The organism is Enterobacter nematophilus, from assembly GCF_026344075.1.
Classification (GTDB): domain Bacteria; phylum Pseudomonadota; class Gammaproteobacteria; order Enterobacterales; family Enterobacteriaceae; genus Enterobacter; species Enterobacter nematophilus.
Map to the genome: position 1 here is coordinate 1 of NZ_JAPKNE010000003.1, position 25857 is coordinate 25857.

Below are 25857 nucleotides of genomic sequence, written 5' to 3' on the forward strand. Positions count from 1 at the left end.
TTAGCGTGCTGATATGGCTCAGTTGGTAGAGCGCACCCTTGGTAAGGGTGAGGTCCCCAGTTCGACTCTGGGTATCAGCACCACTTTATACTTAGGTTAAAGTTCGGCAAGAAGTAAAAGAATTTGTCTGGCGGCTTTAGCGCGGTGGTCCCACCTGACCCCATGCCGAACTCAGAAGTGAAACGCCGTAGCGCCGATGGTAGTGTGGGGTCTCCCCATGTGAGAGTAGGGAACTGCCAGACATCAAATAAGTGAAAAGGCCATCCGCAAGGATGGCCTTTTTGCGTTTCTGCCCTGCACAAACCGTAGGCCGGGTAAGGCGAAGCCGCCACCCGGCAGAGCAAACGACTAATGAATCACCTGCGACAGGAATGCTCGCGTACGTTCTGACTTCGGATGCGCAAAGAACTCATTCGGCGGTGCCTGCTCAACAATCTCGCCGCGGTCCATAAAGATCACCCGATCCGCTACCGTTCTGGCAAAACCCATCTCATGCGTCACGCAGAGCATCGTCATACCGGATTGCGCCAGCCCAATCATGGTATCCAGTACCTCTTTCACCATTTCCGGATCCAGGGCAGATGTTGGTTCGTCAAACAGCATGATTTTCGGTTTCATGCACAGCGAACGGGCGATAGCCACACGCTGCTGTTGCCCGCCCGAGATCTGGCCGGGAAACTTATTGGCGTGCTCCGCGATACGAACGCGTTCCAGGTAGTGCATCGCCAGCGCCTCCGCTTCCTGTTTCGGCATCTTTCGGACCCAAATCGGCGCAAGTGTACAGTTCTGCAGAACGGTCAGGTGTGGAAACAGATTAAAGTGCTGGAATACCATTCCCACTTCCTGCCGCACGCGTTCGATATTGCGGATATCTTCATTCAGCTCGATACCATCAACCACAATGCGCCCTTGCTGATGCTCTTCAAGATGGTTAATACAGCGAATGGTTGTGGATTTACCTGAACCGGAAGGGCCGCAAAGGACGATGCGTTCGCCCTGCTTTACCTTAAGATTGATGTCCTTCAGGACATGAAACTGTCCGTACCATTTATTGACGTTTTCCAGCGTAATCATCGCGTTGGCGGGTGTCATAGTAATCTGGCTCATAATTTCCTCAGTGCGGTGTACGCCCGGTGTTAAAGCGCTTTTCCAGATGCTGGCTATAGCGCGACATGCTAAAACAAAAGATCCAGTAGATCAGAGCGGCAAAGACATATCCCTCGGTGGACATACCCAGCCAGACAGGGTCAACGGTTGCCTGTTGTACGCTGCTAAAGAGATCGAACAATCCGATGATGATCACCAGGCTGGTATCTTTAAAGAGAGCAATGATCGTATTGACCAGTCCAGGGATAACCAGCTTGAGCGCTTGCGGAAGGATCACCAGCCCCTGCGTTTTCCAGTAACCGAGCGCCAGCGATTCCGCCGCTTCGTACTGGCCTTTGGGCAACGCCTGCAGGCCACCGCGCACAACTTCAGCGACATAGGCGGACTGGAAGAGAATCACCCCGACCAGGGCACGGATCAGCTTGTCGATCGTTGTGCCTTCCGCCATAAACAGCGGCAGCATGACCGACGACATGAACAGTACGGTGATAAGCGGTACGCCGCGCCAGAATTCAATAAAGATAACGGAAAGCACGCGTACGACCGGCATTTTTGAACGGCGACCCAGGGCGAGTAAAATGCCCCACGGCAGCGCGCCGGCGATCCCTACTGAAGCGATAATCAACGTCAACGTCAGACCGCCCCACTGGCGTGTTTCAACACGTTCCAGCCCCAGGAAACCGCCATACATCAGCACCCAGACAATAATCGGATACACCACAGCCCAGCCGGCAATATACCGTCCACGATGAGGCAGCTTTTTCCAGAACATCACCGCGATAGAGAGCAGGCCGATGACCAGCGCCAGATTAATCCGCCAGCGCTGTTCATGCGGATACAATCCATACATGAACTGACCGAAGCGCTCATGAATAAACACCCAGCAAGCGCCGGCTTTTGTGCAGTCTGCTCGGGTTGAACCGACCCAGTTGGCCTGTATAACCGCCCAGTTCAGCAGGGGAGGGATCAATTCCCACATGAGCCACAGGCAGACAATCGTCAGCAGGCTATTACTCCAGCTGGAGAATAGATTCTTACGCGCCCAGAGAATAAAACGTCCACCCGTCGAGCTGGCAGGGCGCGAGGAGTGCGACAGTATCGCTTTTGTCATCATAGATCCTTAGCGCTCGACCAGTGCTATACGACGGTTGTAAAGGTTCATCAGCAACGAAATGGCCAGACTGATGATCAGATAGACGGACATGGTGATGGCAATGGTTTCTATAGCCTGTCCGGTCTGGTTAAGCACGGTTCCGGCGAAAAGAGACACCATATCCGGATAACCAATGGCAGCTGCCAGCGATGAGTTTTTGACAATGTTGAGATACTGGCTGGTCAGGGGCGGAACGATCACCCGTAAAGCCTGCGGAATAATGACCTGGCGAAGCGTCACGGTATTCGGTAAACCGAGTGAACGTGCCGCCTCGTGCTGCCCATAAGGTACGGCCTCGATCCCGGAGCGGATGATTTCCGCAATAAACGCGGAGGTGTAAATTGAAAGCGCCAGCGTTAGTGCTGCCAGTTCAGGAATTAACACCATTCCGCCCTGGAAATTGAACCCGCGCAGATGAGGAATATCCCAGTGCAGGGCTGCACCAAAAAGCCAGTGAGCAACTAACGGTAAGCCAACAGTCAGCGCAGCGGCTGCTGGCCATGTTTTACGAAGCTGGCCGGTTTTAATCTGGTGCTTGCGGTTATAGCGGAACAGGCCGACGGAAATCGCGAGCGCAACAATAATAGCGACGATAAAGGCGTAAATCCCTTCGGCAACCTGCGGAGAGGGAATGTATAACCCACGATTACTCAGGAAAAACAGCTCAAACGCATCGACGGCCTGGCGGGGACCGGGAAGGTTACGCAGCACCGCGAAATACCAGAAAAAGATCTGCAGCAGCGGTGGGATGTTGCGAAACGTCTCAATATAAATAGTGGAAAGCTTTCGCAGGAGCCAGTTTTCAGAAAGACGCGCCAGCCCAATAAAGAAGCCCAGGATGGACGCGAAGACAATACACAGTGCGGATACCAACAGCGTATTCAGTAAACCAACCACAAACACGCGTCCGTACGTGTCTCCTTCCTGATAGTCGATAAGGTGCTGAACAATCCCAAACCCCGCGCTGCGATCCAGAAACGCAAAGCCAGAGGTAATACCGCGATTATTCAGGTTAGTGATGGTGTTATGGATGAGATACACGGCGATAAGAACAACCGCAACAATAGCAATAATCTGGAATAGCCAGGCGCGGACCGCAGGATGAGAAAAGGATAGCGATCCTTTTACGGCTGAGCGGCGATGGGACATAAAGAAACCTCAGTAACCATGACTCTGGAGTGGGCACTGCCCGAGCAGTGCCCGTTACAGCTATGACTTAACGTACTGGTGGCGCGTACTGAATGCCGCCGTTATTCCAGAGATTGTTCTGGCCGCGTTTGATCTTCAGCGGGCTTTCCGATCCCACGTTACGCTCGAAGATCTCAGCGTAGTTACCCACCTGTTTGACGATGTTGTAAGCCCATTTGTTATCCAGCTTCAGATCTTTGCCGAAGTCACCTTCTTTACCGAGCAGGTGCGCCATATCCGGGGTGGAAGGATTCGCCGCTTTCTCATCGACGTTTTTCGAGTTGATGCCCATCTCTTCTGCATTCAGCATGGCAAACAGCGTCCAGCGAACGATAGAGAACCAGTCTTCATCGCCACGACGAACAACCGGTCCGAGAGGTTCTTTGGAGATTACTTCAGGCAGAACAATCCATTCCGCCGGATTGCTCAGCTTAATGCGTAATGCATACAGCTGTGACTGGTCAGAGGCCAGCGTGTCGCAGCGACCGGATTCCAGCGCTTTGGCTGATTCATCCGAGCGGTCGAAAGTCACTGGGGTGTATTTCATCTTATTTGCTTTGAAATAATCCGCGACGTTCAGCTCGGTATCGGTGCCCGCCTGGATACACACGGTGGCGCCGTCCAGTTCTTTGGCGCTTTTCAGGCCCGCTTTATTGTGGGTCAGGAAGCCGATGCCGTCATAATAGGTCACGCCCGTAAATGACATCCCCATGCCTGCGTCACGGGAAGAGGTCCAGGTGGTATTACGCGAGAGCATGTCAACTTCGCCGGACTGCAGCGCCGTAAAGCGCTCTTTCGCCGTCAGCGGGGTGTATTTTACTTTGCTGTCATCACCAAAAACCGCAGCGGCGACGCCACGGCAGACATCCACATCAATACCGGTAAATTTGCCGTTCGCATCGGCATAAGAGAAGCCAGGCAAACCGTCACTGATACCGCATTGAACAAAACCTTTCTTTTTAACGGCATCCAGCGTCGTTCCCGCATGGGCTTGACCAGCTATGGCAAACAACATGCCTGCAGCGGTCAGGCTGGCTATCATCGTCTTTTTCATAATGGATCCTGTGTGGCGAAATTTATTGTTATAGAAGCGTTTTTAAGCGCTTAACCTGTCTGTGGCATTGGCCAACGTTTATAAAGCAAACGTAATGCCAGTTTTGCGTTCAGCGAAATAAGTGATAACTGAACGCTTAATGCAGAGTGTAGACAGGCTTAAATAAAATGAGCGCCCCGAAACAGTGCGAAATTACAACCTGTGCCACAAATTGGAGCAAAAGTTTTAACCGGGATGAGATAAAAGACGAGATAGTTTCAGCAGTGAATATTGGCAGAGTATTCAATAGTATTAATGTATGAAAATCATCAGATATAAAAAAGTGTTGATAGCGGTTGGATGAAATTACATATAAGAATAAATACGGTACTTTTTTATTTATTAGAAAATGGTGCACTCATTAAAAGCAAAAGCGCGGCCGGAGCCGCGCTTTCTGAGCAGATGTTACTTCGTCAGGGCAACAATACCTAACGTCAAACCCGCTACTGCGGCAGCGCCGCCGGCGATAGCACCCGCTGTTTCCCAGTTATCCTGGGTGGTGCCTTTCATACAGGTATTGGTATGGACCAGTCGACCCTGGTCATCGTAAACCGGTACACAAGGAGAGTCGTGCGCGCAACCAGCAAGCAGCGCAGCGAGAAGTGCAACGGAAATGAACCTTTTCATGATGTTACCTCAGTATTATTTCTCATTCGCTACAAAGCCAGGAGGGCTATTAACGAACTGGAGATTATTTTACCACCAGGGTAAGTTCCCGTTACACGTGGAATAATCTCAAATTATGTAGTTTGTAAAAATCATGGAGAAAAAGCGTTTCATGAATGAATTCATGGAGAAATTATGGAGACGCAAGAGGGCATTTTTACTTAATGCAAACTCATGAGGTTTTAATGCGCAATCCGATAATGACTAATCCTTTGTTTATATTAAAAATAAAAAAGGCACCAAACGGTGCCTTCAGGGATATATTAATCCTGATGGTTGGTAAATCGTCGCCGGACCACCACAAAGAAAACGGGCACGAAGAAAATCGCCAGAAGCGTTGCGGAAAGCATGCCTCCCATTACGCCCGTACCGACGGCGTTTTGCGCGCCGCTCCCGGCCCCGGAGCTGATCACCAGCGGCATGACGCCAAGTATGAAGGCCAGAGAGGTCATCAGGATCGGGCGAAGACGCATTCGTGAGGCTTCCAGCGTGGCTTCAATGATCCCTTTACCTTCTTTTTCCATCAGGTCTTTAGCAAATTCGACGATCAGAATGGCGTTTTTCGCCGATAAGCCAATCGTCGTCAATAGGCCGACCTGGAAATAGACGTCATTGTTTAACCCGCGCAGCGACGCTGCGAAAAGCGCCCCGATGACGCCCAGCGGCACAACCAGCATGACAGAGAAGGGAATGGACCAGCTTTCATACAGCGCTGCCAGGCACAGGAACACCACGATCAGCGAAATGGCGTACAGGGCAGGCGCCTGGTTGCCGGAAAGACGCTCCTGATAAGACATTCCCGTCCAGTCATAGCCAATGCCGGAAGGCAGTTTTGCCGCCAGGCTTTCCATCATCACCATGGCCTCACCGGTACTTTTCCCTGGGGCTGACTCACCGAGGATCTCCATGGACGGCATGCCGTTATAGCGTTCCAGACGAGGGGAACCGTAAACCCAGTGAGCGCTGCTGAAGGATGAGAACGGCACCATTTCCCCATTCGCGCTGCGCACGTAGAGGTTGTTGATGTCCCCCGGCAACATACGGAATTTCGCATCCGCCTGGACGTAAACTTTTTTCACGCGGCCATGATCGATAAAGTCATTCACATAGGTACCACCCAATGCCGTCGATATCGTCTGGTTGACGTCAGATATGCTAATACCCAACGCCTGCGCTTTCTCCTGATCGACATCCAGCTTGAACTGCGGTGTATCTTCCAGACCGTTAGGACGCACGCGAACCAGCAGGTCAGGGTGCTCTTTCACCATACCGAGCAGCTGATTACGCGCCTGCGTCAGCTGGGTATGCCCCAGGTTTGCCTGATCGATAAGTTCAAAGTCGAAGCCCGTTGCGGTTCCCAGCTCGATAATGGCAGGCAGGTTAAACGGAAATACAAGGCCGTCTTTGATCTGGCTGAAGGCTTTTGTCGCTCGGCCCACGATGGCCCCAACGCTATTTTCCTCTCCAGAACGTTCTTCCCATGGCTTCAGGCTAACGAAGGCGATACCGGAGTTCTGGCCCTGGCCGCTAAAGCTAAAGCCGTTAACGGTAAAGACGGATTCAACGTTCGCTTTCTCTTTAGTCAGATAATAGTCCTGAACCTGGTCGAGAACCTGCTGAGTACGCGTCTGAGTCGCACCCGCCGGGAGTTGGACCATCGTCATAAATACCCCCTGATCCTCTTCAGGCAGGAAGGAGGTAGGTAAGCGCAGGAACAGCACCGCCATCCCACCGACAATAATGACGTACACCACCAGATAGCGACCAGTCTTACGCAAAATACCGCTTACGCTGTTGCTGTAGTGCTCCACGCTCTTATCAAAGAGCGCATTGAACCAGCCAAAGAACCCCCCTTTCTTCTCATGATGATCGCCAGAGACGGGCTTAAGCAGCGTTGCGCAGAGTGCAGGCGTCAGGATCAGCGCAACCAGCACGGAGAGCGCCATGGCGGAAACGATAGTCAGCGAGAACTGACGATAGATGGCGCCCGTCGAGCCACCAAAAAAGGCCATCGGAACAAAGACCGCCGAGAGAACCATGGCGATCCCCACCAGCGCGCCCTGGATCTGCTCCATAGACTTCTGCGTGGCCTCTTTCGGCGGCAGCTTGTCCTCGACCATCACGCGCTCAACGTTCTCAACGACCACGATGGCGTCATCAACCAGCAGCCCTATCGCCAGCACCATCCCGAACATCGTCAGGGTGTTGATGGAAAAACCGAACGCCGCCAGTACTGCGAAAGTCCCCAGCAGCACGACCGGCACCGCAATCGTGGGGATAAGGGTTGCCCGCAGGTTTTGCAGGAACAGATACATGACCAGGAAGACCAGAACGATCGCTTCAAACAGGGTCTTCACCACTTCATGAATAGAAATTTTCACAAAAGGCGTGGTGTCATAGGGATAGACGACCTTCAGCCCCTGCGGGAAGAACTGTTGCAGTTGCGCCAGTTTGCTCTTGATGGCGGCCGCTGTATCCAGCGCGTTTGCCCCGGTTGCCAGCTTAATCCCCAGGCCGGTGGCTGCCTGCCCGTTGATTTTGGTCACCATATTGTAGTTTTCGCCACCCAGCTCAATGCGAGCGACATCCTTCAGGTGAACCATCGAGCCGTCCTGGTTCACTTTGAGCGTCACGCGGCCAAACTCTTCGGGTGATTTCAGGCGAGTCTGCGCGATGATGGAGGCATTCAACTGCTGTCCGGGCACAGACGGCGTACCGCCCAGCTGGCCTGCCGCTATCTGATCGTTCTGCGTTTTCAACTGGTTGATAATATCCAGCGGTGTCAGCTGGTATTTGTTCATCGCGTTGCTGTCGAGCCAGATGCGCATCGCATACTGGGCACCAAACAGCTGAACGTCGCCGACGCCCGTCGTGCGGCTGATAGCATCTTTGACGTTCGAGGCGACATAGTCGGAGATATCATCCTGAGTGAGGTTTTTGTTGTCCGAAACAAAACCGGCGACCAGCAGGAAGCTGCTGCTGGATTTTTCAACGCCAATCCCTTGCTGCTGTACCTCTTGCGGCAGCAGCGGCATGGCGAGCTGCAGCTTGTTCTGCACCTGCACCTGGGCGATGTCCGGATCCGTTCCTGACTCGAAGGTCAGGGTGATGGTGACATTACCTGCTGAATCGCTGGTGGAAGACATATACATCAGGTTGTCGATACCGTTCATGTTCTGTTCGATAACCTGGGTCACGGTATCCTGCACCGTCTGGGCGTCAGCGCCGGGGTAGGTTGCGGAAATTGCCACGGCAGGCGGAGCAATCGTCGGATACTGGGCGACGGGCAGTTTGAGAATAGCCAGCCCGCCTGCAATCATCAAAATGATGGCAAGTACCCAGGCGAAAACCGGCCTCTGAATAAAGAAATTAGCCATGTCGTCGTTCCTTAACCGGCGGGAGTCGTGGTGGTATCTGGCGTGGCGACGACGGTAGCCCCTGGTCTGACTTTTTGTAATCCGCTGACAATCACGCGGTCACCGTTTTTCAGCCCTTCCGTCACCAGCCAGCGGTCGCCAATGGCCTGAGGCGCAACGACGGTACGTGATTCAACCTGGTTTTTATCATTAACCACCAGCACGGTTGCGTCGCCTCGCGGCGTACGGGTCACTCCCTGCTGCGGAACCAGAATGGCATCTGGCTGTATGCCTTCATCAATGCGGGCGCGAACGAACATCCCCGGTAACAGCAGGTGTTGAGGATTCGGGAAAATGGCGCGCAGCGTGATTGAGCCGGTGCTTTCATCCACCGTAACGTCGGAGAACTGCAGGGTGCCTTTCAGCGGATAGGGCTGGCCATTCTCCATCAGCAGCTCAACGCTGCTGGCCGTGTCACCTTTTTGCAGGCTCGTCTGCTTCAGGCGCATAAATTCATTGCTCGACTGGGTGACATCGACATAAATCGGATCAAGCTGCTGGACCGTCGCCAGCGCCGCGGCCTGCCCGTTCGTGACGAGCGCCCCTTCCGTCACGCTGGATTTGCCGATGCGGCCATCGACAGGGGACGTTACTTTGGTATACGCCAGGTTGATACGTGCGCTTTCAACGCCCGCTTTTGCGGCGACAACGCTGGCATCTGCCTGCTGGGCCGTGGCCACGGCCTGGTCATACTCCTGCTTGCTGACGTACTGTGTTCCCACCAGTGGGAGATAACGTTTCACCGTCAGGTGTGCAATATTGGCTGCCGCCTGCGCCTTTGCCAGCTCGCCTTTCGCGCTGTCGTAAGCCGCCTGATAGGTGGCAGGATCAATCTGATAAAGTGAATCCCCTGCTTTTACATCGCTACCTTCCGTGAAGTTGCGACGCAGAATGATACCGCTAACCTGTGGACGAACCTCCGCAACGCGGAACGCATCTGTTCTGCCCGGGAGTTCAGTTGTGACGGCCAGCGGCGCGCTTTTCACGATATGGACGCTGACCTGAGGCGCCTGTGCATGTTGTTGTTGATTTTCCTGGCCATCGCATCCAGTGAGCAGTACAGCGCAGACAATGAAACCGGCTAAGGGTAAACGTCTGAAATGATTCGTCATTACTGTTCCTTTAAATACCCATTAACCGATGTTTGCCTTAGATCGGTAGTTGGGGCAGAGGGAAAAAATAAAATGTAGCTGCGTATAATAATGAGGGTATTTAATGTTTTTTAATTTATAAGTGCGAATGACGAGGCCTGAGGGTAAAATCAGAATCGGTCTCGTAGAAAAGAGGGATATACTTCTGCCCGATAAATCAGGTTAATAGGGTTTAATACGCAAATCATTTATTTCGTGAATTTAATTCCAGGTATGTATTTAGGCTACTTATAGATTAAGTAAATTGACTTTTTTTGTGCAAAATTAAAACGGGTTTTAGTGAATACTTCCAGCCATCCGAACCTGATGTTACGTATATACCCAGTGAGTAAAGAGTAGCTGTCAATGGCGCGTAAAAAGAAAGAAGAGGCTCAACAAACACGACAGCAGTTGATAGAGGCGGCTATCGGGCAGTTTGCGACGCGAGGCGTAGCCAGCACGACGCTGACGGATATCGCAGATGCCGCAAAGGTTACGCGTGGTGCTATCTACTGGCACTTTACCAGTAAAGCAGAAATATTTAATGCCATTTGGGAACAGCAATTACCGCTGCGTGACATCATTCGCGACAGGCTTTCTCTCTCCGAAAATGACGACCCGTTGTTAATGCTTCGTGAGCAATTTATTACTGCGTTGCAGTATATCGCGCACGAACCCCGTCAATGTGCGCTGTTACAAATTTTGTATCATAAGTGTGAATTTAATAGCGATATGATTTCAGAGAATGAAATTAGGAAACGCATTGGGTTTAATTATGATTTTTTGCGCGTTACGCTGGAAAAATGTATTTCTCGGAACATCATTTCGTCGCAGGTGAACGTTGATCTGACCATAATCGTATTCCACGGTTTTTTTAGCGGCATCATTAAAAACTGGTTAATGAATACCGACAGTTTTAATCTTTACCAGCAGGCGCCAGCCCTGGGCGACTGTATTCTGGCGACACTCCCTCTCTTGCGCGTGTCGCCTCGTGATGATTACTCCACAGCGCCTGGCAACATTTCACCCCGTGCGCAAAGCGCCTCGATGGTCTGCGCGCTGGCGGGTTTACCTAACAGATAACCCTGTAAGGTATTACAGCCCAGCTCCGTCAAAAAGGTTTGCTGCGCTTCGGTTTCCACACCTTCAGCCACGACTTTGAGATTGAGCGTTTTCGCGAGGGCCACAATCGCAGAGACAATGGTGGCATCCTCGCTTTCACCGCTTAACTCTTTCACAAACGCTCTGTCTATCTTCAGTTCACAGGCCGGTAAACGCTTGAGATACAGCAGGCTCGAATATCCGGTTCCAAAATCATCAATCGAGGCTTTCACCCCAGCATCCGTAAGCTCTGTCAGCACCCGCACGCTTTCATCGGGGTTGCTCATCGCCGTAGTTTCCGTGACTTCCAGGATCAGCATTTCCGGCGGGACGTGATGACGCTCCAGGCAGTCGAGCACTGTTTTAACCAGCGAGGGCTGTTCGAACTGCAGCGTCGACAGGTTTACTGCCATTGACCAGTTTCGATGCCCCTGAAGATGCCATTCCCTCAGCTGGCGACAGGCTTCATTGAGCACCCAGTTACCAATAGGAATGATAAGCCCGGTTTTTTCCGCCAGCGGCAGGAAAAGATCCGGCGTCAGTAAACCCCGCTTCGGATGCTGCCAGCGCAGCAGCGCTTCAAACCCGAGGAGGGGGCCCGCGGGCGCGTGAAATTTTGGCTGATAAAGCAGGCGTAGTTCATCACGATCGATAGCCATCCACAGATCGTTCATTAACTGAAGATGCGTCTGCGCCAGCGTGTTCATGGAGGGCTGGAAAAAGTGATACCCGTTTCGGCCCATATGCTTGGTGTGATACATCGCCGCGTCGGCGTTAAACATCAGCTCGCGTTCGGTTTTGCCGTCGTGAGGGTAGAGGGCGATACCAATGCTAAGCGTTACCACCAGTTCATAGGGGTCGAGAGTGAACGGGCTATCGATCGCCCGCACCAGCGAATTTGCCAGCGAGGCCGCATCGTCCGGACCTTCTCCTTCAGCCAGCAGAACAAACTCATCGCCGCCGATGCGTGCAAGGGTAAACTGGCCCTTCAGGAGATGCAGCAGACGCTGCGTAACGGCGACCAGCAGCCTGTCACCGACATCATGGCCGTAGGCGTCATTGACGGCTTTAAAACCGTCGAGATCCATGAACATGAGGGCGAAATGGGTACCTTCACGGTCAGCTTTGCTGATGGCCTGATCGAGCCGGTCCTCCAGCAGGATACGGTTGGGCAGACGCGTCAGCGTATCGTGCAGCGCCAGTTGCGCAAGTTCCCGGTTCGCTTCTGCCAGCGACGAGGCCAGAAGGGCGGTTCGTGCCTGCAGGCGGGCATCCAGCATCGACACCAGCAGGGTGATCCCAAGAATAGAGAGCGCGACGACGCTGACCAGCACGGCCAGCCAGCTGCCGTTAATACCCTGATGGTGAACCATGGTAGACATTGGAAACTGCGCGGCTTTCATCCCGGCGTAGTGCATACCGGCGATGGCAATTCCCATCGTGATGGCGGCACCCAGGCGCATCAGCACCACCTGAGCGGCTTCGTGGCGCAGGCGGAAGGTCAGCCACAATGCCGCAAGCGAAGCGGCAAGCGCAATCACGACCGAAATGGCTACCCACAGCGTGTCCCAGACGATCCCCGGCATCACCTCCAGCGCTGCCATACCGGTGTAATGCATGGCAACAATACCGATTCCCATCACCAGAGCGCCGGGGAGCAGGCGGCGCATGCGCAGCTGTTCACAGCTGACGAGCCATAGCGCAAACAGTGACGACCCCACGGCGATGACCATAGATAAAATCGTCAGGGTCGCGTTGTAGCTCATGCTCATGGAGAGATCCATCGCCAGCATGCCGATAAAGTGCATGGCCCATACGCCAATGCCCATTGCAACACCGCCTCCCGCCAGCCAGACGCGCGCTGCGATGCCCTGACTCCCGGCGACACGTGCTGCCATATTCAGCGCGGTGTAAGCGGCAAGGATGGCAACAGCAAAGGAGAGGGCTACAAGGATAGGGTTGTATTGGCTAACCAGCATGGTCGGTTCTACTCGAGTATGACGTTACGCAGGAGAGGTAGAGAAGGGCGAGACATTATCACCGTCAGGTAACGGCTCAAAGGGATTTAAATCCCCGTTTTTAGTGGGTAATACGGGGAGGTCGGAAACGGCAGGGCGTTAATCGAGTTCTGAACAGTTCACTAACTTCAGCGGATTGACGGAGTTCATATTGCGGCACTTGTCGGTTTCGGTGCTCATCAGTTCAATCCACTGCATCAGGAGGGCATCGAAAAGGAAAACGGAGATTGCAAAGACAACCAGCCACCAGTATTTACGAATCATTGTGTCATTCCGCGAGAAGAGAGAGCCACTGAAGTGGTGGAAATATACACGAAAAGAAGCGGTTTAAAAGCGGGATAAGCGAAGGTTTACAAAGCGTTGACTGTGACAGAAAACGACAATAAAAAAGGCGCATCCCCATGCCAGGTAGCGCCTTTTTAAACAAGCAGTTAGCTAATCGAAATTAGTTCATGCCGTATTTTTTCAGTTTCTTACGCAGAGTACCACGGTTGATACCCATCATCAGCGCAGCGCGGGTCTGGTTACCGCGGGTGTATTGCATCACCATGTCCAACAGTGGCTGTTCAACTTCAGCCAGTACCAGCTCATACAGGTCATTAACATCCTGACCATTCAGTTGAGCAAAATAGTTCTTCAGTGCCTGTTTAACCGAGTCACGCAGGGGCTTTTGAGTTACCTGATCCTGAGAGTTAACGGTAGAAACGGTCAGTACGTCAGAATTTACGCGTTGTTCGAACATAGTTCTGTCAGCTCTTTATTTCATTACGCAAGATTTTCGAAGTATGCCTCCAACGCCTCCAGCTGTTCGCTGGCATCCTCAATGGCGTTGAATGTGCGCCGAAACTGGTCATCTGGAGCGTGCTCCTGGAGATACCAGGAGACGTGTTTACGCGCAATTCGGTACCCTTTTGCCTGGCCGTAGTGGTCATGCAGTTCCCGAACATGCGAACAAAGCAAGCGCTTTACCTCTGCCAGAGGCAGTGGGGCAAGCAGCTCCCCAGTGTCCAGATAATGCTGGATTTCCCGGAAGATCCAGGGTCTTCCCTGAGCTGCACGTCCTATCATCAGAGCATCAGCTCCCGTATAGTCGAGTACAGCCCTGGCTTTAAGCGGGTCAGTTATGTCGCCATTCGCGATAATCGGAATGGAAACCTTCTGCTTAACTGCCCGAATGCTGTCGTATTCAGCTTCACCATTGAACAAACAGGCGCGAGTGCGTCCGTGGATGGTCAGGGCCTGAATACCACAATCTTCGGCCAGTTGGGCAATCTCTACACAGTTACGGTGTTCCGGCGACCAACCCGTGCGAATCTTCAACGTAACAGGAACGTCCACTGCGCTGACAACCGCCGTCAGGATAGCTTTCACCTGGTCGGGGTATTGCAGAAGGGCTGAACCTGCAAGCTTGCGATTCACCTTTTTGGCCGGGCAACCCATATTGATATCAATAATCTGGGCACCACTTTCCACGTTAATACGCGCGGCATCTGCCATCTCTTCAGGCACGCTTCCGGCAATTTGCACGGTGCGAATACCTGGTTCATCAATGTGCACCATCCGAAGGCGGGATTTATCGCTTTCCCAAACCTGCGGGTTAGACGACATCATCTCGGATACGGTTAAACCGGCTCCCATCTCATAGCACAGCGTCCTGAACGGCCGGTCGGTAATACCTGCCATTGGGGCTGCGATCAGGCGATTTCTAAGCTGGTGGTGTCCGATGCGCATGAGTTAAGAAATGACCATACTGTGACTGCAAGGCGGCGTATATTACGCATTTTTTGCACGAGATGAAAGGCCAAACTTTGAACAATCCACTGTTATAGATCAAGGAATCGCCGCTCAATCTTTCTGTTGAAAATTATTCATTATTTAAATCATTGGGTTATGCTTGAATGGTTGTTTTATGGGCGCTTACAATTTCCCGTAACTTCTCATCAATTCTGAATAAATGCGACATATGAGCGGGATAATCTGCTGTTTTTAGCAGCAGATTTCCCCGCTTCATTGCGATCTACGTCGCATTTTAGAACATGATCTCAGGGCAAAAAATGCAGGTTATTCGACCACAAGACGACCATGGAGGGACTGTACCGGACGGTTATTATCGTGATGCATTGTGTGGGTGAATTTCTCGAGCTGCTCGGCGGAGACCGTCAGCGGATGCTTAAGCACGATCCAGGTGACGCCTTCTGAACACGGTGGCGTGGTTAGCGAACCGCTAAAACGCCAGTACGTTTTATCTTCCGGCAGCAGCTTATTCAGGTTGAGCTCCTGCTTGATGGAGACGTTCAGCTCAGCCTGCTGAGGCATCACGCTCCACAATTTATTCAGCTCCGGATTCGCGGCCCCTTTGTCGAACATGACCGCGACCACCGTCAGTTCCCCCTTCGCGTTTTTATGCACAAGGTGCATTTCCATTGCGTAATGCTTGCCATGCACGGTGTTTTCGCTCGGCGCGTGGAAGTGGAACTGTTGTAACGTCCAGGTTTGCTTATCCAGCGTGATGGTGTCGCGGGTGTCGGCCTGCTCGCTTGCCTGAATGGTATGGCCATTGTTTGTCAGCGTCACAGGGCCATCAATGTAGTGCGTTTGCAGCGGGGAAAGGTGGGCGTTAACGGTCGAGTCAATATTAATCGGAGACTGGTTCATTCCGCTGTTACAGGTTTTGTACGCTTCATCCAGTTCGCCCCAGTGCTCCGGTGAACTTTCTCCTTTGTAGCTCCAGTGTGATGCGCATGCGGAAGCCGAGATCATGCTCAGCGCTAACAGCGCTGCCTTGCCATAAACGTGTTTCATAATATTCTTCCTGTGAATTTTTATTATCAAAATCAAAACATATCAATATGATTTGTATGGTTATTTTACCGGAGGCAGGCCAGGGGCGGGAGGAATATTCGAGGAGAAAAGGCGTGGTCAGAGGACCACGCCAAATACTTATTTTTTACGACCGGTAATACGGCACCACTCTTCCTTCTCCACAACAGGGTCGAGAGCGAAAAGATCGGCGTAGGCTTCGCAAACGCTCTCTGCCTGGCTTGCCAGGATGCCAGAAAGTCCCAGCAGACCGCCCTCAACGGGCAGCACGCTGATTAATGGCGCCAGTTCACGCAGCGGGCCCGCGAGGATGTTTGCGACCACCACATCGGCTTTCATGGCTTCTGGCTGCGCTTCCGGCAGGTATAGCTCCAGGCGATCGGAGACGCCGTTACGCTCGGCATTATCGCGGCTGGCCTGAATGGCCTGCGGATCGATATCGATCCCGATAGCTTTCGCCGCGCCCAGTTTCAGGGCGGCAATCGCAAGGATCCCGGAACCGCAGCCGAAGTCGATCACTGTCTTACCTTCCAGATCCAGACCATCCAGCCACTGCAGGCAGAGGGACGTGGTTGGGTGGGTGCCGGTGCCAAACGCCAGGCCTGGGTCGAGCATCACGTTAACCGCGTTTTCATCGGGAACCTCGCGCCAGCTGGGGCAGATCCACAGACGTTTGCCGAACTGCATCGGGTGGAAGTTGTCCATCCACTCGCGTTCCCAGTCCTTGTCTTCCAGCTGTTCGATTTTATGCACAAAACCTGCACCCAGAAGAGGATGGTTTTCCAGAATCGCCACCACCTCTTTCATGTCGGTTTCGGCATCAAACAGGCCAATCACGTCGGTATCACCCCACAGGCGCGTTTCGCCGGGGAGCGGTTCAAAGACCGGCGTGTCGTGCGTGTCCTGGAAGGTGATGGAGACAGAGCCGGCTTCCATCAGCGCATCGCTCAGCTCTTCGGCGTTCGCGCCGGTTGTGTTCAGTTTTAGTTGGATCCACGGCATGGCAAAACTCTTTATTTATCAGTAGAAATCATAGCGGGTTGTGGGGCGGGCTGACCGAAACGGTTCCCCACCACAAACGCCAGTAAACTTAGCAGTAACGAAGGCACAATCGGATGGAAGCCCAGATACTGAATCTTAAATGTCGCAAGGATGGCATACAGCACACCGCCAACAATCATCGCGCTCAGCGCGCCTGCAGCGTTCGCGCGTTCCCAATAAAGACCTAATACCAGCGGCCACAGGAAAACGGCTTCAAGACCGCCAAACGCAAGCAGGTTCAGCCAGATGATCATCTCCGGCGGACGCCATGCGGCTAACATCAGCAAAGCGCCTAATACCAGCGTAATGACGGCAGACATCCGCTTCAGGCGACGTTCATTTTCAACCTGCTCAGGGCGCAGGTTAAGATAGAGATCTTTAATGATCGTAGCGGAACTTTGCAGTAACTGGGCGTTAATGGTCGACATAATGGCGGCCATTGGGGCAGCGAGGAAAATCCCGGCGGCGAAGGGCGGCAGCACTTTAACCATCAGCGTTGGGATCACCAGATCCGGCACGGTAAGGTCGGGGATCACCGCGCGCCCTAATGCACCTGCCAGATGCATACCAAACATCAGCACCGCGACCACAATCGTCCCGATGATGATGCCCTTGTGAACGGCTTTACTGTCTTTATAGGAGATACATCGCACGGCGGTATGCGGCAGACCAATCACCCCGAAGCAGACCAGCACCCAGAAAGAGGTCATAAAGGTCGGCGAGAGGATATCATCCGCGCCCTGCGGTGAGACCAGTTTCGGGTCAATCGCTTCAAGGGTTTCCACCGCATGAGTGAGTCCACCCGCGGCATGAACAATCCCCACCAGCAGAACGATCGTGCCGATGAGCATGACCATTCCCTGCAGCGTATCGTTCAGCACGCTGGCGCGGAACCCGCCAAACGCGGTATACAGCGCGATGCTTACCCCGAAGATAATCAGGCCTGTCTCGTAAGGGATCCCGGCCGCCGTTTCCAGCAGGCGCGCCCCGCCGATAAACTGTACGGTCATCGCACCGATAAAGGCCACCAGCAGGCTTAAGCTCGCCAGCCACACCAGTAAGCGGCTCTGGTAACGGGCAAACAGCATGTCGTTGAGCGTGACGGCATTATAGCGGCGCGCCAGAATGGCAAATTTTTTGCCCAGAATACCGAGGGAGAGCCAGACGGCAGGCAGCTGGATCATAGCCAGCAACACCCAGCCTAACCCGTACTTGTAGGCCGCACCGGGACCGCCAATAAACGAGCTGGCGCTAATATAGGTCGCGGTAAGCGTCATCGCCAGCACGACGCCGCCCATCGAACGGCTGCCGAGGAAATACTCATTCAGGAAAGTGCCGGTCGCTCTTTTACGCATGGCATAAATGGATAAACCAAACACGACCAGCAGGTATGCGACCAGCGGCAGAATGACTTCAAGCTGCATCATCGTCCTCCAGCGGAATATCCCGGTAGATGAATTTCACCATCGCCCAGCACAGCAGAATAAACACCAGCGGTACCAGCAGGCAGGCCATTTCAAACCAGTGCGGCAGGCCGGTGATGCCGATAGCGGAGTCAGGTAAGTAAGCAGTTACTAACCATGCAGCAAGATAGAGAAGGGTCAGCCACAGCGCCCAGCGCGCTTCTTTATGGGCCTGAACAAAACGTTTGTCCATTTTTTGTCCCTTGTGGATGCAGAAAGCGGGGATTGTACATGATGGGGCTTTGCGATCCCCAGAAATAAAAAAAGGCCGGATAATCCGGCCTTTTAGCAACACAGCTCTCTTACTTCTCGTTCAGGCCGAGTTTTTTCTCCAGGTAGTGGATGTTCGTCCCACCATTCTGGAAGTGCTCGTCGCTCATAATGCGCATCTGCAGATCAACGTTGGTTTTGATACCGTCGATGATCAGCTCCTGCAGGGCGTTCTTCATGCGGGCAATCGCCACGTCACGGTTTTCGCCGTAGCAGATAAGCTTGCCGATCATTGAGTCATAGTACGGCGGTACGGTGTAACCGGCGTAAATATGAGATTCCCAACGCACGCCAAAGCCACCCGGCGCATGGAAACGCGTGATTTTACCCGGGCTTGGCAGGAAGGTGTTCGGGTCTTCGGCATTGATACGGCATTCTACCGCATGGCCTTTCACCACGACTTCTTCCTGCTTGATGGACAGAGGCTGACCGGCTGCGATACGCAGCTGCTCTTTGATCAGGTCAACGCCGGTGATCATTTCGGTCACCGGGTGTTCAACCTGAATACGGGTGTTCATTTCAATGAAGTAGAACTCGCCGTTTTCGAACAGGAACTCAAAGGTACCCGCCCCGCGATAGCCGATATCGACGCACGCTTTGGCGCAACGCTCGCCGATGTAGCGACGCAGTTCCGGGGTAATGCCCGGCGCTGGCGCTTCTTCGACCACTTTCTGGTGACGACGCTGCATTGAGCAGTCACGTTCTGCCAGATAGATAGCGTTACCCTGACCGTCAGCCAGCACCTGAATTTCGATGTGGCGTGGGTTTTCCAGGTATTTTTCCATGTACACCATGTCATTGCTGAAAGCCGCTTTCGCTTCCGCTTTGGTCATGGAGATGGACTGCGCCAGTTCAGCGTCGCTGCGCACAACGCGCATACCGCGACCGCCGCCGCCGCCGGACGCCTTAATGATAACCGGGTAGCCAATGCGTTTAGCATGAGCACGGTTAGCATCCATGTCGTCGGTCAGAGGGCCGTCAGAGCCTGGTACGGTTGGAACACCGGCTTTTTTCATCGCGGTGATTGCAGACACTTTGTCGCCCATCAGGCGAATGGTGTCGGCTTTCGGACCGATGAAGATAAAGCCAGAACGTTCAACCTGCTCAGCAAAGTTGGCGTTCTCAGAGAGGAAGCCGTAACCCGGATGAATTGCCACCGCGCCGGTGATTTCAGCGGCGCTGATGATAGCCGGGATGTTCAGATAGCTTTTTACGGACGGAGCCGGGCCAATACAGACCGTCTCATCCGCCAGCAATACGTGTTTTAAATCGCGATCCGCGCTTGAGTGCACAGCGACTGTCTTGATGCCCAGTTCTTTACAGGCACGAAGAATACGCAGTGCGATCTCGCCGCGGTTGGCGATAACAATTTTATCCAGCATGTTCGCCTCGTTACTCGATGACGACCAGCGGCTCGTCAAATTCAACCGGCTGACCACTTTCGACCAGAATCGCTTTCACAGTACCTGATTTGTCTGCTTCGATCTGGTTCATCATTTTCATCGCTTCAACGATGCACAGGGTATCGCCTACGTTGACTTTCTGACCCACTTCGATGAACGCCTTCGCGTCCGGGCTCGGGGTGCGGTAGAAAGTACCAACCATTGGGGAACGTACGATGTGACCACTGATTTCTGCTGCAGCGGCAGGTGCGGCTTCAGCTGCTGCTGGCGCAACGGCTGCGGAAAGCGCAGGCTGCTGCACTGGCGCAGCGTAAGCTTGCTGCATTACCGGGAAGCTAGCGGCTGGGGCTGCACGGCTGATGCGTACAGACTCTTCGCCTTCAGAAATTTCCAGTTCGGAGATGCCTGATTCTTCAACCAGCTCGATCAGTTTTTTAATCTTACGAATATCCATGAGTGGGTTCCGTACTCTTGTTTAGTGTGATTGTGACAGGCGTTTTACCGCTGTCTGTAAAGCGTATGAATAGCCGTCTGCGCCCAGTCCGCAGATAACGCCAGCAGCGATATCCGACAGATACGAATGGTGGCGGAACGGCTCTCGGGCGTGCACGTTACTCAGGTGGATCTCGATAAACGGGATACTCACCGCAAGCAGTGCGTCGCGGATAGCAACACTGGTGTGCGTAAACGCGGCCGGATTGATCAGGATATAGTCCACATTGTCTTTAGCCTGATGAATACGGTCGATGATTGCGTACTCCGCGTTTGACTGAAAATGATCCAAATCCACATTCAGCGAGGCTGCTTCCGTGCTCAGACGGTTAACAATTTCGCTCAATGTCAGCGTGCCGTACTTCTCTGGCTCACGGGTGCCGAGCATGTTCAGGTTCGGTCCGTTTAAAACTAAGATATGGAACTTATCAGTCATTATGCCGCTATCTCCTGCGATTTTCGGGTAAAAAACAAAATATACCGTCGAAGCGCAAATGTCACCTTTTCAGAGGCCCAAAACCGCTGTCAGGCGAACCAAGGTCGCACATTATAACGATTTCGTAGCATTTGGCAGCTAAATACTGGTCTTATCAGGGAAGATTATCAACCGCAATCCAAAAAAGATTTGCGGTTGAGAGGTAATCTGCGGGAAAACGCACAGTTTCGCGAACTATCGCAACCACTGGCGGAACTTCTTGTAACGCCATGCTAAAAGCGCCACGGCCGCCAGCGCGTAAAGGACCGGCTGTGGAGAGAGGATCTTCACCGACCACAGATAATGAATGGGGGCGAGGATCGCGACAAGATAGACGAAGTTGTGCAGCAACTGCCAGCGACGGCCCAGCTTTCGCTGCGCATATTGCGTGGACGTCAGCGCTAACGCCAGTAAAACCACCCAGCTCACAATACCCAGCGTCAGATAAGGCCGAGTCACCAGCTCGCGGCCAAGCAGTGTCAGATTGTTAATTCCCAGTTCCAGCAGGGCGTAGCTGGTGAGGTGCAGGGTCGCCCAGGCAAAACACCATAGCCCCAAAAGCCGACGGGTGCGTATCAATAATGGCTGTTTAGCGTAGCGCGCCAGCGGCGAGACGAGCAAGGTGGCCAGCAAAAATTTCAGAGCCATCCGACCCGTAAAATGCTGGATATCCTTTGCCGGATCGGCGCTAAAGAGGCCCTGGCTGGCCGCCCAGAACAGCCACAGAAAAGGAAGTATCCCGGCTAAATGCAGCAGCACTTTCAGCCAGGTTATCTGCTTTGCCGTTAATCGCACTCAGAAGTTCTCCCGTAAATTAAGGCCACGGTAAAGAGACGCCACTTCATCCGCATACCCGTTAAACAGCAGCGTGGGCTGGCGCTTCACGTCCAGCGCGCCGCCGGCGCCGATAAAGCGTTCCGTCGCCTGCGACCAGCGGGGATGATCCACATGCGGGTTCACGTTGGCGAAGAATCCGTATTCACCCGGCGCCGCCAGGTTCCATGTCGTTGGCGGACGTTCGCGGGTCAGCTTAATGCTGACGATTGATTTAATCCCTTTGAAACCGTATTTCCACGGCACGGTTAAACGGATGGGGGCACCGTTCTGCGGCGGAAGCGCCTTGCCGTAAACGCCGACGGTCAGGAGGGTAAGGGGGTGCATGGCTTCGTCAAGACGTAACCCTTCAACGTACGGATACTCCAGCCCGCCGCCGATAAACCGGTCTTTCTGGCCCGGCATCTCGTCCGGGGCGTAGCGCGTCTGGAAGGCGACGTATTTTGCGTTGCTGGTGGGCTCAACCATCGCCAGCAGCTTATGCAGCGGGAAGCCTACCCAGGGCACCACCATCGACCAGGCCTCTACGCAGCGCATGCGATAGATACGCTCTTCGAGCGGGAAGCGGGTGGTCAGATCGTGATGGTCCAGCGTCAGCGGTTTTGCCACTTCGCCGTCGATTTTCAGCGTCCACGGATCGGTTTTCATGCTGCCGGCATTGGCGGCAGGATCGGCTTTATCCAGACCAAATTCGTAGAAGTTGTTGTAGCCGGTGACTTTATCTTCCGGCGTCAGCGCCAGCTTGTTTTGCCATTCGGCGGGTTGGGTAAAGGTAAGCGGGGCGCCGGAAGGGGCCTTTGGGCGATCGTTGCCTTTAAACCAGTCGAGCAGGTCGGCGTGCGCCGCTGGAGAGAGCGTCAGTGCCGTGGCGCTGATGCCAAGCATTTTCAGGATCTGGCGGCGCTGTAACATAAAGACAGACTCAGACGTTACGTCGGCTTCCGTCAGTTTTCGGTTTTTCATGGCATCCTCCGTCATGCGTTTTTCTAAGCATGACGGAGGAGAAGCGTTAGCGCGAATATGTCACGAAAATTTGAAGATTAGGCGATTTTCACCAGCGCGCGGCCGTGGAACTGGTTATCCATGATCTTACTGGCATATTCAGGTGCCTGGCTGAGCGTAATTTCGGTGGCGCTCTGGGTATAGAAAGATTCCGGCAAATCGCGCACCAGACGCTCCCATGCCTCTGCACGGCGAGCCGCAGGCGTCATCACGGAATCCACGCCCTGCAGGCGGACGTTACGCAGAATAAATGGCATGACGGTCGTTGGCAGGGCAAATCCGCCCGCCAGGCCGCAGGCTGCCACGCAGCCGCCGTAGTTCATCTGCGCCAGGACTTTTGCCAGCACCTTATCACCGACGGTATCCACCGCGCCTGCCCAGACCTGTTTTTCCAGCGGGCGGGTCTCGGCAAACTCATCGCGGCCAAGAATGCGGCTGGCGCCGAGCAGACGCAGATAATCATGCGTGCTTTCACGGCCGGAAACCGCCGCAACCTGATAACCCAGCTTGTGCAGCAGCGTGACCGCCGTGCTGCCCACGCCACCGCTGGCCCCGGTCACGACAATTTCACCCGACTCGGGGCGAATACCTGCATCTTCCAGCGCCATCACGCACAGCATGGCGGTAAAGCCCGCGGTACCAACGATCATCGCTTTGCGGCCATCTATGCCTTTCGGCATAGGCACCAGCCAGTCGCCCTTCACGCGCGCCTGCGTTGCCAGACCGCCCCAGTGATTTTCGCCCACGCCCCAGCCGGTGAGCAGCACCTGCTGGCCCGCATGAAAACGGGGATCTTCGCTGCTGTGAACCCGGCCAGCAAAATCAATACCGGGCACCATAGGGAAATTTCGGATGATTTTACCCTTACCGGTGATCGCCAGCGCATCTTTATAATTTAAACTGGACCAGTCGATGTCGACGGTGACGTCGCCTTCCGGCAGGCGAGTCTCTTCTACGGCCTGTACGGAGGCAAGCGTTTTGCCGTCCTGCTGTTCTAAGATTAAAGCCTGCATATGGGGTCCTCACGGCTCAGATGATTGGAAAATAGTTCCTGGAGACTATACTCGCTCAGGGTAAAGCAATGCCGATTTAACGCAATAAATTGCCAGATACGCCAGGTTTGGTAGTATGCCGCATTTGAAATGCAAGTTAGCGCTTACTCGCTACCCCATCAACCCACGGAGTAATCTCAAGGATGCGATTAACGACGAAGTTCTCGGCTTTTATCACCCTGCTGACGGGGCTTACCATCTTTGTCACGCTTCTTGGTTGCTCTCTGAGCTTTTATAACGCCATCCAGGACAAACTGGTCAACCGAGTGCAGTCCGTTGCGTCGGTGATTGATACGCGTCTGCTGACCACTCCGCTTCCTGAGCTTTCCCGGGAGCTGGATGAGCTGATGGTGCCGGTTGATATAATTCAGGTCGACATTCAGCAGGGAAAGCATGCGGTTTTAAGCCATGAACGGCAGGACAGCTATCGACCTGCGGGTGTGGTGAGCCAGTATCGGGAAGTAACGGTGCACTCCCTCAAAAATCCGGGGATGACCATACGCATGGTCTACCTCGATCCGATGGCCAGCTATTTCCGTTCCATGATGACCACCGCGCCGCTCACTGTCGCCGTCGGCTTCATTATTTTGCTGATTTTTCTCGCGGTCCGCTGGCTGCGCCGCCAGCTCTCCGGTCAGGAACTGCTGGAGAACCGCTCCGTGCGTATCCTGAACGGCGAACGCGGCCCGCAGGTGCGCGGCTCGGTCCATGAATGGCCGTCACGCGCCAGCAGCGCGCTGGATACGCTGCTCTCAGAGATCCAGTTTGCCAGCGACCAGCGCAGCCGTATGGATACGCTAATCCGCTCTTATGCCGCGCAGGATAATAAAACCGGCCTTAACAACCGCCTTTTCTTTGACAATCAACTCGCCACGCTGCTCGACGACCCGGAGAAAGTGGGCACGCACGGGGTGGTGATGATGATTCGCCTGCCCGATTTCGATCTGCTGCGCGACACATGGGGACAGCGGGCGGCGGAAGAAAATCTCTTTACGCTGATCAACCTCCTCTCCACCTTTATTATGCGCTATCCGGGCGCGCTGCTGGCCCGTTACCACCGCAGCGACTTTGCCGTATTGCTGCCGCACCGCACGCTGAAGGAATCAGAAAGCATTGCCAGCCAGCTGCTTAAGGCCGTCGACGCGCTGCCGCAGAGCAAAATGCTCGACAGAGACGATATGGTTCATATGGGGATCTGCGCCTGGCGCGGCGGACAGTCGACAGAGCAGGTGATGGAGCATGCGGAAGCGGCCACCCGCAACGCGGTATTGCAGGGGGCGAACGGATGGGCGGTCTACGATGATTCGCTGCCGGAAAAAGGGCGCGGAAACGTGCGCTGGCGTACTTTGATTGAGCAAATGCTGAGTCGCGGTGGGCCACGTATTTATCAAAAACCGGCGGTCATGAAAAACGGCTATGTTCATCACCGGGAATTGATGTGCCGTATTTTCGACGGGACGGAAGAGGTTATTTCTGCGGAATATCTGCCGATGGTGCTGCAATTTGGGCTCTCCGAAGAGTATGACCGCCAGCAAATTACACGCCTGATTCCGTTTTTATCATTCTGGCCCGAAGAGAACCTGGCGTTACAGGTCACCGTTGAGTCATTAATACGCCCGCGTTTTCAGCGCTGGCTGCGTGATACATTAATGCAATGCGAAAAATCGCAACGCAAACGCATTATTTTTGAACTTGCTGAGGCGGATGTGGGTCAACACATCAGCCGGTTGCGTCCGGTAGTCCGTTTGATCAACGCGCTCGGTGCCCGTGTCGCGGTAACGCAGGCTGGTTTAACGCTGGTCAGCACCAGCTGGATTAAGGAGCTGGATGTGGAGCTATTAAAGCTACATCCGGGGCTGGTAAGGAATATTGAAAAGCGCACGGAAAACCAGCTGCTGGTTCAGAGTCTGGTTGAAGCGTGTAAGGGAACGCGAACGCAAGTATTTGCCGCAGGCGTGCGCTCCAGAGGCGAATGGCAGATGTTAGCAGAGCGCGGGGTAACGGGTGGTCAGGGCGATTTTTTTGCTGCCTCTCAGCCGCTTGACACCAACGTGAAAAAATATTTGCAAAGATACTCTGTTTGACCTGCCGTTTACGTTGTTTTCACGTAGAATATCGCGCCTGTAGCTTTGA

At 53.7% G+C, this 25857-nt stretch carries 23 protein-coding genes, 1 tRNA gene and 1 rRNA gene; 4 read left to right on the forward strand and 21 right to left on the reverse strand.

The features are described 5' to 3' along the window. The first annotated feature begins 7 nt into the window (after positions 1 to 7). Together OSH03_RS09720 and rrf are read left to right on the forward strand one after the other, a co-directional pair. Positions 8 to 83 (forward strand) — tRNA-Thr (locus OSH03_RS09720). Between the two features lie 43 nt (positions 84 to 126). Then, a 5S ribosomal RNA gene (rrf, locus tag OSH03_RS09725) occupies positions 127 to 242 on the forward strand. A gap of 106 nt (positions 243 to 348) precedes the next feature. Here the strand turns inward: rrf and OSH03_RS09730 are convergent. From OSH03_RS09730 to OSH03_RS09760, 7 genes are all read right to left on the reverse strand, one after another. Beyond that, a complete protein-coding gene (locus tag OSH03_RS09730; RefSeq protein WP_266178936.1) occupies positions 349 to 1107 on the reverse strand; it encodes an amino acid ABC transporter ATP-binding protein in 759 nt (252 codons plus the stop codon). Between the two features lie 7 nt (positions 1108 to 1114). Continuing rightward, positions 1115 to 2218, reverse strand: coding sequence for an amino acid ABC transporter permease (locus tag OSH03_RS09735; protein ID WP_266178937.1), 1104 nt, complete (start codon positions 2216 to 2218; stop codon positions 1115 to 1117). A gap of 9 nt (positions 2219 to 2227) precedes the next feature. Then, entirely contained in the window at positions 2228 to 3409 is a 1182-nt protein-coding gene (locus OSH03_RS09740) for an amino acid ABC transporter permease (protein WP_266178938.1), read from the reverse strand. Between the two features lie 67 nt (positions 3410 to 3476). Further along, complete coding sequence (locus OSH03_RS09745; protein WP_061096916.1) at positions 3477 to 4502, reverse strand: amino acid ABC transporter substrate-binding protein; 1026 nt, start codon at positions 4500 to 4502, stop codon at positions 3477 to 3479. Positions 4503 to 4946: 444 nt separating this feature from the next. Beyond that, complete coding sequence (locus OSH03_RS09750) at positions 4947 to 5168, reverse strand: lipoprotein (RefSeq protein WP_008502867.1); 222 nt, start codon at positions 5166 to 5168, stop codon at positions 4947 to 4949. A 302-nt stretch (positions 5169 to 5470) separates the two neighbouring features. Further along, positions 5471 to 8584, reverse strand: a complete 3114-nt coding sequence (locus tag OSH03_RS09755; RefSeq protein WP_266178939.1) for an efflux RND transporter permease subunit — start codon at positions 8582 to 8584, stop codon at positions 5471 to 5473. 11 nt (positions 8585 to 8595) lie between these two features. Next, on the reverse strand, positions 8596 to 9735 hold the full coding sequence (locus OSH03_RS09760; protein ID WP_266178940.1) for an efflux RND transporter periplasmic adaptor subunit: 1140 nt from the start codon (positions 9733 to 9735) through the stop codon (positions 8596 to 8598). 384 nt (positions 9736 to 10119) lie between these two features. Between OSH03_RS09760 and envR the strand changes: the two genes are divergently transcribed. After that, positions 10120 to 10836, forward strand: a complete 717-nt coding sequence (gene envR / locus OSH03_RS09765; protein WP_266178941.1) for an acrEF/envCD operon transcriptional regulator — start codon at positions 10120 to 10122, stop codon at positions 10834 to 10836. Here envR and OSH03_RS09770 read toward each other — a convergent pair. The 14 genes from OSH03_RS09770 to acuI all read right to left on the reverse strand — a co-directional run bounded on the left by OSH03_RS09770 (position 10752) and on the right by acuI (position 23685). Then, positions 10752 to 12833 carry a putative bifunctional diguanylate cyclase/phosphodiesterase gene (locus tag OSH03_RS09770; protein ID WP_266178942.1) on the reverse strand — a complete coding sequence of 694 codons (2082 nt, stop codon included), beginning with the start codon at positions 12831 to 12833 and terminating at the stop codon, positions 10752 to 10754. The genes envR and OSH03_RS09770 overlap by 85 nt on opposite strands. Positions 12834 to 12971: 138 nt before the next feature. Next, positions 12972 to 13136, reverse strand: a complete 165-nt coding sequence (locus tag OSH03_RS09775) for a DUF2556 family protein (RefSeq protein ID WP_014885446.1) — start codon at positions 13134 to 13136, stop codon at positions 12972 to 12974. 181 nt (positions 13137 to 13317) lie between these two features. Further along, positions 13318 to 13614 (reverse strand): DNA-binding transcriptional regulator Fis, encoded by a 297-nt coding sequence (gene fis / locus OSH03_RS09780; RefSeq protein WP_000462905.1) that lies wholly within the window; start codon positions 13612 to 13614, stop codon positions 13318 to 13320. A gap of 23 nt (positions 13615 to 13637) precedes the next feature. Beyond that, positions 13638 to 14603 (reverse strand): tRNA dihydrouridine synthase DusB, encoded by a 966-nt coding sequence (gene dusB, locus OSH03_RS09785; protein WP_008502861.1) that lies wholly within the window; start codon positions 14601 to 14603, stop codon positions 13638 to 13640. A gap of 330 nt (positions 14604 to 14933) precedes the next feature. After that, positions 14934 to 15674, reverse strand: a complete 741-nt coding sequence (locus tag OSH03_RS09790; protein ID WP_266178943.1) for a carbonic anhydrase — start codon at positions 15672 to 15674, stop codon at positions 14934 to 14936. 138 nt (positions 15675 to 15812) lie between these two features. Continuing rightward, positions 15813 to 16694: a 50S ribosomal protein L11 methyltransferase gene (gene prmA / locus OSH03_RS09795; protein ID WP_061096922.1), complete on the reverse strand. Its 882-nt coding sequence runs from the start codon at positions 16692 to 16694 to the stop codon at positions 15813 to 15815. Positions 16695 to 16705: 11 nt separating this feature from the next. Next, positions 16706 to 18157, reverse strand: coding sequence for a sodium/pantothenate symporter (panF, locus tag OSH03_RS09800; protein ID WP_151412478.1), 1452 nt, complete (start codon positions 18155 to 18157; stop codon positions 16706 to 16708). Further along, a complete protein-coding gene (locus OSH03_RS09805) occupies positions 18147 to 18389 on the reverse strand; it encodes a YhdT family protein (protein WP_006178860.1) in 243 nt (80 codons plus the stop codon). Before OSH03_RS09805 ends, panF begins: the two co-directional genes overlap by 11 nt. Before the next feature lie 109 nt (positions 18390 to 18498). Beyond that, positions 18499 to 19848 carry an acetyl-CoA carboxylase biotin carboxylase subunit gene (gene accC, locus OSH03_RS09810; protein ID WP_003860388.1) on the reverse strand — a complete coding sequence of 450 codons (1350 nt, stop codon included), beginning with the start codon at positions 19846 to 19848 and terminating at the stop codon, positions 18499 to 18501. A gap of 10 nt (positions 19849 to 19858) precedes the next feature. After that, the gene (gene accB / locus OSH03_RS09815) at positions 19859 to 20323 is read right to left on the reverse strand and encodes an acetyl-CoA carboxylase biotin carboxyl carrier protein (RefSeq protein WP_008502856.1); all 465 of its coding nucleotides are present in this window, start codon (positions 20321 to 20323) and stop codon (positions 19859 to 19861) included. A gap of 21 nt (positions 20324 to 20344) precedes the next feature. Next, entirely contained in the window at positions 20345 to 20797 is a 453-nt protein-coding gene (gene aroQ / locus OSH03_RS09820; protein WP_163329768.1) for a type II 3-dehydroquinate dehydratase, read from the reverse strand. 234 nt (positions 20798 to 21031) lie between these two features. Continuing rightward, positions 21032 to 21631, reverse strand: a complete 600-nt coding sequence (gene msrQ, locus OSH03_RS09825) for a protein-methionine-sulfoxide reductase heme-binding subunit MsrQ (RefSeq protein WP_061096925.1) — start codon at positions 21629 to 21631, stop codon at positions 21032 to 21034. After that, on the reverse strand, positions 21632 to 22633 hold the full coding sequence (gene msrP, locus OSH03_RS09830) for a protein-methionine-sulfoxide reductase catalytic subunit MsrP (RefSeq protein WP_266178944.1): 1002 nt from the start codon (positions 22631 to 22633) through the stop codon (positions 21632 to 21634). Between the two features lie 77 nt (positions 22634 to 22710). After that, the gene (gene acuI / locus OSH03_RS09835) at positions 22711 to 23685 is read right to left on the reverse strand and encodes an acrylyl-CoA reductase (NADPH) (RefSeq protein WP_266178945.1); all 975 of its coding nucleotides are present in this window, start codon (positions 23683 to 23685) and stop codon (positions 22711 to 22713) included. Between the two features lie 182 nt (positions 23686 to 23867). On the opposite strand from acuI, the gene csrD reads away from it, so the two are divergent. Continuing rightward, entirely contained in the window at positions 23868 to 25808 is a 1941-nt protein-coding gene (csrD, locus tag OSH03_RS09840; RefSeq protein ID WP_266178946.1) for an RNase E specificity factor CsrD, read from the forward strand. Positions 25809 to 25857 lie beyond the last annotated feature (49 nt).

What these genes read in the sequence shown, in the direction of transcription:
- OSH03_RS09730 (WP_266178936.1), bottom strand. Translation starts at nt 1,107, where the DNA reads ATGAGCCAGATTACTATGACACCCGCCAACGCGATGATTACGCTGGAA.
- OSH03_RS09735 (WP_266178937.1), bottom strand. Translation starts at nt 2,218, where the DNA reads ATGACAAAAGCGATACTGTCGCACTCCTCGCGCCCTGCCAGCTCGACG.
- OSH03_RS09740 (WP_266178938.1), bottom strand. Translation starts at nt 3,409, where the DNA reads ATGTCCCATCGCCGCTCAGCCGTAAAAGGATCGCTATCCTTTTCTCAT.
- OSH03_RS09745 (WP_061096916.1), bottom strand. Translation starts at nt 4,502, where the DNA reads ATGAAAAAGACGATGATAGCCAGCCTGACCGCTGCAGGCATGTTGTTT.
- OSH03_RS09750 (WP_008502867.1), bottom strand. Translation starts at nt 5,168, where the DNA reads ATGAAAAGGTTCATTTCCGTTGCACTTCTCGCTGCGCTGCTTGCTGGT.
- OSH03_RS09755 (WP_266178939.1), bottom strand. Translation starts at nt 8,584, where the DNA reads ATGGCTAATTTCTTTATTCAGAGGCCGGTTTTCGCCTGGGTACTTGCC.
- OSH03_RS09760 (WP_266178940.1), bottom strand. Translation starts at nt 9,735, where the DNA reads ATGACGAATCATTTCAGACGTTTACCCTTAGCCGGTTTCATTGTCTGC.
- envR (WP_266178941.1), top strand. Translation starts at nt 10,120, where the DNA reads ATGGCGCGTAAAAAGAAAGAAGAGGCTCAACAAACACGACAGCAGTTG.
- OSH03_RS09770 (WP_266178942.1), bottom strand. Translation starts at nt 12,833, where the DNA reads ATGCTGGTTAGCCAATACAACCCTATCCTTGTAGCCCTCTCCTTTGCT.
- OSH03_RS09775 (WP_014885446.1), bottom strand. Translation starts at nt 13,136, where the DNA reads ATGATTCGTAAATACTGGTGGCTGGTTGTCTTTGCAATCTCCGTTTTC.
- fis (WP_000462905.1), bottom strand. Translation starts at nt 13,614, where the DNA reads ATGTTCGAACAACGCGTAAATTCTGACGTACTGACCGTTTCTACCGTT.
- dusB (WP_008502861.1), bottom strand. Translation starts at nt 14,603, where the DNA reads ATGCGCATCGGACACCACCAGCTTAGAAATCGCCTGATCGCAGCCCCA.
- OSH03_RS09790 (WP_266178943.1), bottom strand. Translation starts at nt 15,674, where the DNA reads ATGAAACACGTTTATGGCAAGGCAGCGCTGTTAGCGCTGAGCATGATC.
- prmA (WP_061096922.1), bottom strand. Translation starts at nt 16,694, where the DNA reads ATGCCGTGGATCCAACTAAAACTGAACACAACCGGCGCGAACGCCGAA.
- panF (WP_151412478.1), bottom strand. Translation starts at nt 18,157, where the DNA reads ATGCAGCTTGAAGTCATTCTGCCGCTGGTCGCATACCTGCTGGTCGTG.
- OSH03_RS09805 (WP_006178860.1), bottom strand. Translation starts at nt 18,389, where the DNA reads ATGGACAAACGTTTTGTTCAGGCCCATAAAGAAGCGCGCTGGGCGCTG.
- accC (WP_003860388.1), bottom strand. Translation starts at nt 19,848, where the DNA reads ATGCTGGATAAAATTGTTATCGCCAACCGCGGCGAGATCGCACTGCGT.
- accB (WP_008502856.1), bottom strand. Translation starts at nt 20,323, where the DNA reads ATGGATATTCGTAAGATTAAAAAACTGATCGAGCTGGTTGAAGAATCA.
- aroQ (WP_163329768.1), bottom strand. Translation starts at nt 20,797, where the DNA reads ATGACTGATAAGTTCCATATCTTAGTTTTAAACGGACCGAACCTGAAC.
- msrP (WP_266178944.1), bottom strand. Translation starts at nt 22,633, where the DNA reads ATGAAAAACCGAAAACTGACGGAAGCCGACGTAACGTCTGAGTCTGTC.
- acuI (WP_266178945.1), bottom strand. Translation starts at nt 23,685, where the DNA reads ATGCAGGCTTTAATCTTAGAACAGCAGGACGGCAAAACGCTTGCCTCC.
- csrD (WP_266178946.1), top strand. Translation starts at nt 23,868, where the DNA reads ATGCGATTAACGACGAAGTTCTCGGCTTTTATCACCCTGCTGACGGGG.